The sequence below is a fragment of the Pseudoalteromonas sp. S8-8 genome (assembly GCF_000497875.1).
Classification (GTDB): domain Bacteria; phylum Pseudomonadota; class Gammaproteobacteria; order Enterobacterales; family Alteromonadaceae; genus Pseudoalteromonas; species Pseudoalteromonas arctica.
Genome location: NZ_AUTR01000071.1, coordinates 121,529 through 128,091, shown reverse-complemented (window position 1 = coordinate 128,091; position 6,563 = coordinate 121,529). Strand labels below are relative to the sequence as shown.

The 6,563-nt window shown below is 38.0% G+C and carries 6 protein-coding genes and 1 pseudogene (1 of these 7 cut by a window edge); 2 read left to right on the top strand and 5 right to left on the bottom strand.

What is annotated here, in order from left to right; all coding sequences use genetic code 11:
- Positions 1 to 52: 52 nt before the first annotated feature.
- The 3 genes from L659_RS0121980 to L659_RS0121970 all read right to left on the bottom strand — a co-directional run bounded on the left by L659_RS0121980 (position 53) and on the right by L659_RS0121970 (position 2,803).
- The gene (locus L659_RS0121980; protein WP_024591948.1) at positions 53 to 1,255 is read right to left on the bottom strand and encodes an amidase family protein; all 1,203 of its coding nucleotides are present in this window, start codon (positions 1,253 to 1,255) and stop codon (positions 53 to 55) included.
- Positions 1,256 to 1,663: 408 nt separating this feature from the next.
- A complete protein-coding gene (locus L659_RS0121975) occupies positions 1,664 to 2,146 on the bottom strand; it encodes a putative 4-hydroxy-4-methyl-2-oxoglutarate aldolase (protein WP_024591947.1) in 483 nt (160 codons plus the stop codon).
- A 3-nt stretch (positions 2,147 to 2,149) separates the two neighbouring features.
- Entirely contained in the window at positions 2,150 to 2,803 is a 654-nt protein-coding gene (locus tag L659_RS0121970) for a TetR/AcrR family transcriptional regulator (protein WP_004334664.1), read from the bottom strand.
- A 181-nt stretch (positions 2,804 to 2,984) separates the two neighbouring features.
- Between L659_RS0121970 and yddG the strand changes: the two genes are divergently transcribed.
- On the top strand, positions 2,985 to 3,899 hold the full coding sequence (gene yddG, locus L659_RS0121965; RefSeq protein WP_024591946.1) for an aromatic amino acid DMT transporter YddG: 915 nt from the start codon (positions 2,985 to 2,987) through the stop codon (positions 3,897 to 3,899).
- 60 nt (positions 3,900 to 3,959) lie between these two features.
- Here the strand turns inward: yddG and L659_RS0121960 are convergent, their stop codons facing one another.
- Both L659_RS0121960 and L659_RS0121955 read right to left on the bottom strand, forming a co-directional pair.
- On the bottom strand, positions 3,960 to 4,640 hold the full coding sequence (locus tag L659_RS0121960) for a LytR/AlgR family response regulator transcription factor (protein WP_024591945.1): 681 nt from the start codon (positions 4,638 to 4,640) through the stop codon (positions 3,960 to 3,962).
- On the bottom strand, positions 4,634 to 6,142 hold the full coding sequence (locus L659_RS0121955; RefSeq protein ID WP_024591944.1) for a sensor histidine kinase: 1,509 nt from the start codon (positions 6,140 to 6,142) through the stop codon (positions 4,634 to 4,636). The genes L659_RS0121960 and L659_RS0121955 overlap by 7 nt, the downstream gene beginning before the upstream one ends.
- Before the next feature lie 343 nt (positions 6,143 to 6,485).
- Between L659_RS0121955 and L659_RS01000000123145 the strand changes: the two are divergent.
- Positions 6,486 to 6,563 (top strand): annotated as a pseudogene (locus tag L659_RS01000000123145) (ABC transporter ATP-binding protein); it runs 787 nt beyond the window's last position.

Genomic DNA, 6,563 nt, shown 5'->3' with positions numbered 1-6,563 from the left:
CCCGCCTCAGTGGCCGAAAAATGAGACGCGGTAAATGCAATGTTGTGTGTGGTCATGCCGGTGTGTCCTGTTTAAAGTGTTCAGCTAGGTGCTTAACGCAAGCAAGTAAGCTTTTATCGTTACCGTGGGTCATCATTAATGAAAAACCATACGGATGATCATTTGTTAAATTAGCCAGCGGTAAATGCACTTGCGCTGAGCCACTAAGTCCTGCAATTGCCGAAAGCGTAATAATTTGCATGCGTAAGGCGCTTGTGTCGGCGCCTAATTTAGGTGCGGTTGTGGGTGTGGTGGGTAAAAATAAGCAGCTGTGTTTATTTAGGTTTTTAGCGACGATTGCTTGCCACTCGTGCTGTATTTTTAACGCCTCTTGTTCTTCTTGCTCGGTTAAAGCCAGTGCCATTTTAAAACGAGCCGCAATTGCTGGCGCAAACTGGGGAGGTTGCCCCGGCAATTGAAGCCAATCTTTATGCGTTTTTGCGATTGCTCGCCCTTGCAGTACTCTAAAACTATCCGCAAGTTCGCTTAATAAGCTGCTGTTAGGTAGTTCAAATTCTTTATGGTGCTTAAAATTAGGCTTGGTTTTTTCAAGCAATTGTTTAAGTGGGGCTTGTAAAGCAGGGTCAACGAGTTCAAATAACGGCTCGCAAATAACTAAGGTATTAACGTTATTAATAGCTTGATTTGGTAACAGTACATTACCTACATCGCTTAATAGCTCGGCGCTTTGGGTAAGCCAACCTATGGTATCAAAAGGCGGAGCCAACGGTATTAGACCGTCTTTTTCAATCACATTATGGCTTGGCCTTATGCCATATAAACCACAATAGCTGGCGGGTATTCTAATTGAGCCGCCAGTGTCGGTACCTAAGCCAATATCAGCTAAGTTAGTAGCAACGGCTGCTGCCGAACCCATACTCGAACCACCGCAAGCATGCCCTTTTAATTTAGGATTTTGCGCAGCGCCATAATGTATATTATTACCCTCTAAGCTATAAGCCAGTTCGTCTGTGTGGGTAAAGCCTATAAAGTTACAACCAGCGGTCATGAGCTTATTAACCGAGCTTGCCGTATTTTGAGCCGGTTTAGCTGTTTTAAACCAGTGTGGATTGCCAGCGCTGTTACGCTCGCCTTTTACTGCAAATACATCTTTTACGGCTAAGCGATTGTTTGCAAGTAGACCAGACTGGTTTGTTTGCCACAGGGTAGGACCGTGATTGCAAAATATACCTTTGTTGTTTTTTTTATCACTCATTTGCAGCTCATTATTATAAAACTGACCAAGTACTTACTTATTAAGTTAGAGTGATTAAAAAGCGGGCTGGTTATTATTATTATGAATACCAATTTTATTAAAAACATGTTCATTCTATCGGATTAAATAGCGCATTCACTGCGTCATTTTCTTCGCGTTATAATAGATCACTAATTTAATGCAATTGCTAAAGCTGTGCTTTTTAATCGGTAGTTTTGATTTTATAGTGCTTAGACTAAGCAAGAGGAATGCCATAAATTAAAACCCTGTCCAACTGGTCAGGTTTTGTTGGGTTGTATGAGATTTGTAAATGTGGGCTATAAAAATAGTGAGATTAAAATGAGCTAAAACAAACCAACTTGGTGCGTAGGTGCACCAAGTTGGTCTCTATTTATATGGTTTTGAGTGCTAAATAAGCGGTGTTTTACTGATGATTAAACCATTAATATCGGCGTAAACCCAATCGTTAGGTTCAATAGTGGTGCTAAGCATGGTAACAGCTTGGTTTTTATCACCAAAGCCGCGCTTTAAGGTACTACGCGGTGTAGAGCCTAGCGCCATTACAGGTAAGTTCATTGTGGCGAGTATTTCAATATCTCGGCAACAGCCATTTATTATTACGCCTTCCCAGCCATTATTTAGGGCACGCTCAGCCATAATATCGCCTATAAATGCAAAGCGTTTGCTCGCAAAACCGTTTATAACCAATACTTTACCTTCACCATTTTCATGCAATATATCGGCGGCAAAAGAGTTGTCTTCTGGGCAGGTAACGGTAACTACTTTGCCATAAAACGTGGTTTTTTTACCAAAGTGATAAAGGCCGCTGTCTGCTACTTGTACGTTATCGCGATGATCGTCAAATAAATCGGGAGTAGTAAAGGATGTCATGGGTTAAGTCTCACTTTGCTCAGGTATTTTAAGACCAATACCTTTTAAAATTATGTGGGCAATTGATTGCGTAATTTGTGCCACATCGGTTTCGTCGTACTCTAATTTGTTCATTACGAGTAAAACCTCAGCCTGAAAGTCGGCGTAATATTGCGTGGTAGACCAAATAGTAAAAAGCAAATGGTAGGGATCAACCTTATCCATTTTATCTGCGTCCATCCATGCTTGAAGTACATCAACCTTTTGTTTAACCCAAGGGCGGGTATTGGTTCTAAAGTAGTTTTGTAAATAAGGGGCACCGCGCAGTATTTCACTAGCAAATAAGCGAGATTGCATTGGCTGATTTACGGCCAGTATTACTTTGCTTTTAATATAGTTATAAAGCACGGTAGCTGGATCGTCGTTAATTGTGACGTTATCGAGCCCTAAGTTCCAATTAGCTATTATGCGGTCGATCACAGACTCGTACAGACCATCCTTACTTTTAAAGTAATACAAAATATTAGCTTTTGGCACCTGCGCTTCTTTAGCAACCATGCTCATACTTGCTCCGTCGTAACCTAGTTGCGAAAACAATTGCTCGGCGGCATCTAAAATTAGTTTTTGGTTTTTCTCGCGTGTCACTTCTTTTTTATTTGGTTTTATTTGTGTGGTCATTGTTGAGTTTGCGTGTTTAACGTATTGATTGATTGTAGCTTTACTGACCAAAAGGTCAATTACTAAAAAGGGTGAATGTTAAAAACAGGCGAGAGGTTTAAGCTATTAACTTTAATTGTTTAATTAAATAATTACTGTTAGTTTAGTTTCAAATTTACGAGTAGTACTTTTGGATTGGCAAATGGATTTTATAAGCAAAAATAAATATACACTATATGGAGTCGCTGCAATATTACTGTGGAGTTGCTTAGTTGCATTACTACGGGATATTTCTGAGTTGTTTAGCCCCATTGGTGGTGCTGCGGCTATGTATTCTGTCAGTGCGATATTTTTAATTTTGGTTATGGGAGTGCCCAAGTTTAGTAGTTTTTCGAAACGCTACTTGGTAGTAGGTACTTTATTATTTGTATCGTACGAAATTTGTTTGGCGCTTTCTATTGGTATGGCAAATAGTCGTCATCAGGCAATGGAAATGGCGGTTATTAATTATTTATGGCCCACGCTAACAATATTGCTCTCTATTATTATTGGGCGCAAAAAAGTAAGTTACTGGGTTTACCCAAGCATGATTATTGCTTTTTTAGGCGTTGCTTGGTGTATTACGGGCGATCAAGAAATGTCGGTCGATACGCTTGTTACTAACTTTGCTGATAATCCTGCTACTTATTTAATGGCATTAGCTGCAGCGTTTATATGGGCTATTTATTGCGTAGTTACGCAAAAGCTGAGTAATGGTAAAAATGCCATTACGTTATTTTTTACTGTTACGGCAATGAGTTTGTGGGCGCAATATGGTTTTAGTAATGAAGCGCCATTAACGTTTTCACTGGGCTCAAGCATGACGTTATTATTAGCTGGTGTAGTCGTGGGGAGCGGTTATGCACTGTGGAATCAAGCTATTATTGGCGGTAACTTAATGCTGTTGGGTACGCTTTCGTACTTTACACCGGTGTTTTCTACTATTATTTCAGCGCTGTATTTATCTATTACGCTGAGTGCTTCGTTTTGGCAAGGGGTTGTACTGGTAACAGTGGGCTCGCTAATTTGCTACTTTGTAACGCGAGAAAAGCCGCAAAGGTTAAGTGCTAAAGTTTAGAGTCGCTGATAGGGGGAGCTTAAAGTTATGTTTTAGGTAAACATAAAATAAGATCTCAGGTTAAATAATGTCGCGCACTTGTTGTTTAAATGACTTGCCAATTTTTACTGACACGCCTGATGCTAGTTGAACGCTTTCATTACTTAACGCAACCACTTTGTGTTGGTTAATAGCGTAAGATTTGTGGACTTGAATAAATGAAGTATCAAGCTCTTGCAATATGTATTTGAGAGTGCAGCTTGCAAGTAATGCTTTTTCACCTTGCCATACTTTTACATAATTTCCATACGCTTCAAACATGTCTATGTCGCTTAATTGAATTTTATGTTTTTCACGATCGATTTTAAGCGTAATAGTCAGAGGTGCCTTGGGATTTAGCGTTATGTGTTTTCTTTTTTTCCGTACTTTATTGAGTGCTTGTTCAAGGCGTTGCGCAGAGACTGGTTTTAGTAGGTAGTCAGTTACGTCAAGTTCAAAACCGGCTAAAGCATATTCTTGATACGCACTAATAATAATCACTTGTGGTCGATTCGCGAGCACTTTGAGTAATGCAATGCCTGATAGTTCGGGCATGTTTATGTCTAAAAATAACAAATCAATAGATGATGTGGCTAAAGCACATAATGCATCTTTAGCGTTAAGGTATTGTCCGCTTATATTAATGTCTTTATGTGCACTTAAATGATGAAGTATAACGTCATGCGCGAGCGGCTCGTCATCAACAATTATTGTGTTTAACATGCAGGCAGCTCCAATTTAAGTGTGGTTTGCCAAAGATTTTTATTTTCATTAATAATTAATGTGTACTTATTTGGATATAAAAGAGTCAGCCTACGGCGTAAATTGTTAAGTCCCACCCCATGCTCTGAATTGTTATTAGGTAGAATAGGGTTAGAGGAAAATAGCGTTAGTATGTTATCGGCCATGGTGATTTTAAACACAACCGTTACTTTTTGTGACGTGGGTTCTACACCATGCTTTATCGCGTTTTCTAAAATCATTATTAACAGTAGTGGCGAAATTAAATAGTGTTGTTGATATTCAGGCCATTGCACATCAAAGTTGCAGCGCTCAGCACTTCGTAAATGCTGCAATGCAATAAAACCTTTTAAGTAATTAATTTCTTTTTCTAAACTCACCTGTGCTTTTTGGCCTTCATAAACACTGTAACGCAGTAAGTTAGCTAATTGCATAACAAGATCTGGTGCATTATCTGCTTTTTTTAATGTTAGTGCGTAAAGGTTGTTTAATGTATTAAATAAAAAATGAGGGTTAATTTGCTGTTGAAGTAGCTTTAGCTCTGTTTTTGTTTGTTGCTGGGCAATGTTGCTAATTTGAACGTGTTGTTGCTGTCGTTCAAACGCTAAAATAATCGGTGTGCTTATAGCCAAAAATAAGAATACAAACTGATAATTTTCAGGGCTGAAAATATTATCATTACCGCCTGGTGTTAAGTTAGCAATGCCTGAGGGTAAATCGTTAATAGGTAACAGTAGCAAGCACGATGTTAATATAGGTGTAAGTACAACGAGGCTTATTAAACTTGCAAACAAAAATATTAATACGCCATGATAGGTTAATACGTAGCGTATTAATAAATATCTATTTAATAAATACACTCCATATACTAATCCGGCACAAACAGTAATTTGCCAAAGGTAACCCAAAAAAGTATCAAACTGTGTGAATACTTTATAAACGTCAATAACAGGCTCAATAGGCTGATTTAACATAGGATCAGTGTGCGTATTGAGTATGCTTGATGTAACTATTGCCCAACCTAAAAGTACTATAAACACGACAGTATCAAGTGAAAACAAGGATTTAAGCCATTTATTACTCAACACATTGTTATTTTTATTAGTGCGTTTAGTAATAAGCCATATACCACTTGCAGATGCGCACAGTGTCCAACATTGTGCATCAAGGTATTGCCATTGCGAAAAGTTAAGAAGTTGGTTATTAAATACTAGCAAGAGAGATGGATAGGCTAAAAAGCCTAACAGCCAAACTATGATTGCGGGTGTAAGTAATAAACGATATGCAAACGCATGGGCAATAAAAAAGGGAATACACTGTAAAAAAAGTTGAATATTAATAGCCAGATATTGGCTCGTTGAATCCATATGTGATGACAAAAAGCGTATATGAGAGTCGAGCATAATAGCGGCTATTAGCGGTAAAAAAATTATTAGCTGGGTAATGCTAAAGCGTTGCCATATTGGTGTATTGGCTTGCTGCATATGTGACTCCGTTTTTATTATAGTTTCTGAGCAGATATGCTTAGATAAAATTGTCTTTTTATTTTAAACATTACCTTTGCACAATTCACTACGCTGAGCGCGCTAGTTTATCCATAAAATTGTTTCAATCATAATTTATTTTTAAAATAATTATTTTATTTCATAGGGTTAGTAACCGTTTTAAGCATACTAGGCCGTTTATTTAAATGATGAAAGGTCATATTTAAATGACCAACGTTACTTTTTTATGTTCATCATTTATTTCAATACGTTAACCATTATTTTCTCGCTTGTATTGACTTGCTTTCTTAAGCTGGTGCTATACCAATTAAGGATGAAACTAATGCTTACACTGAAAAATATCAACAAAAAATACGCAGATGGTACGCAGGCTTTGAATGATGTGACGATCACTCTACCC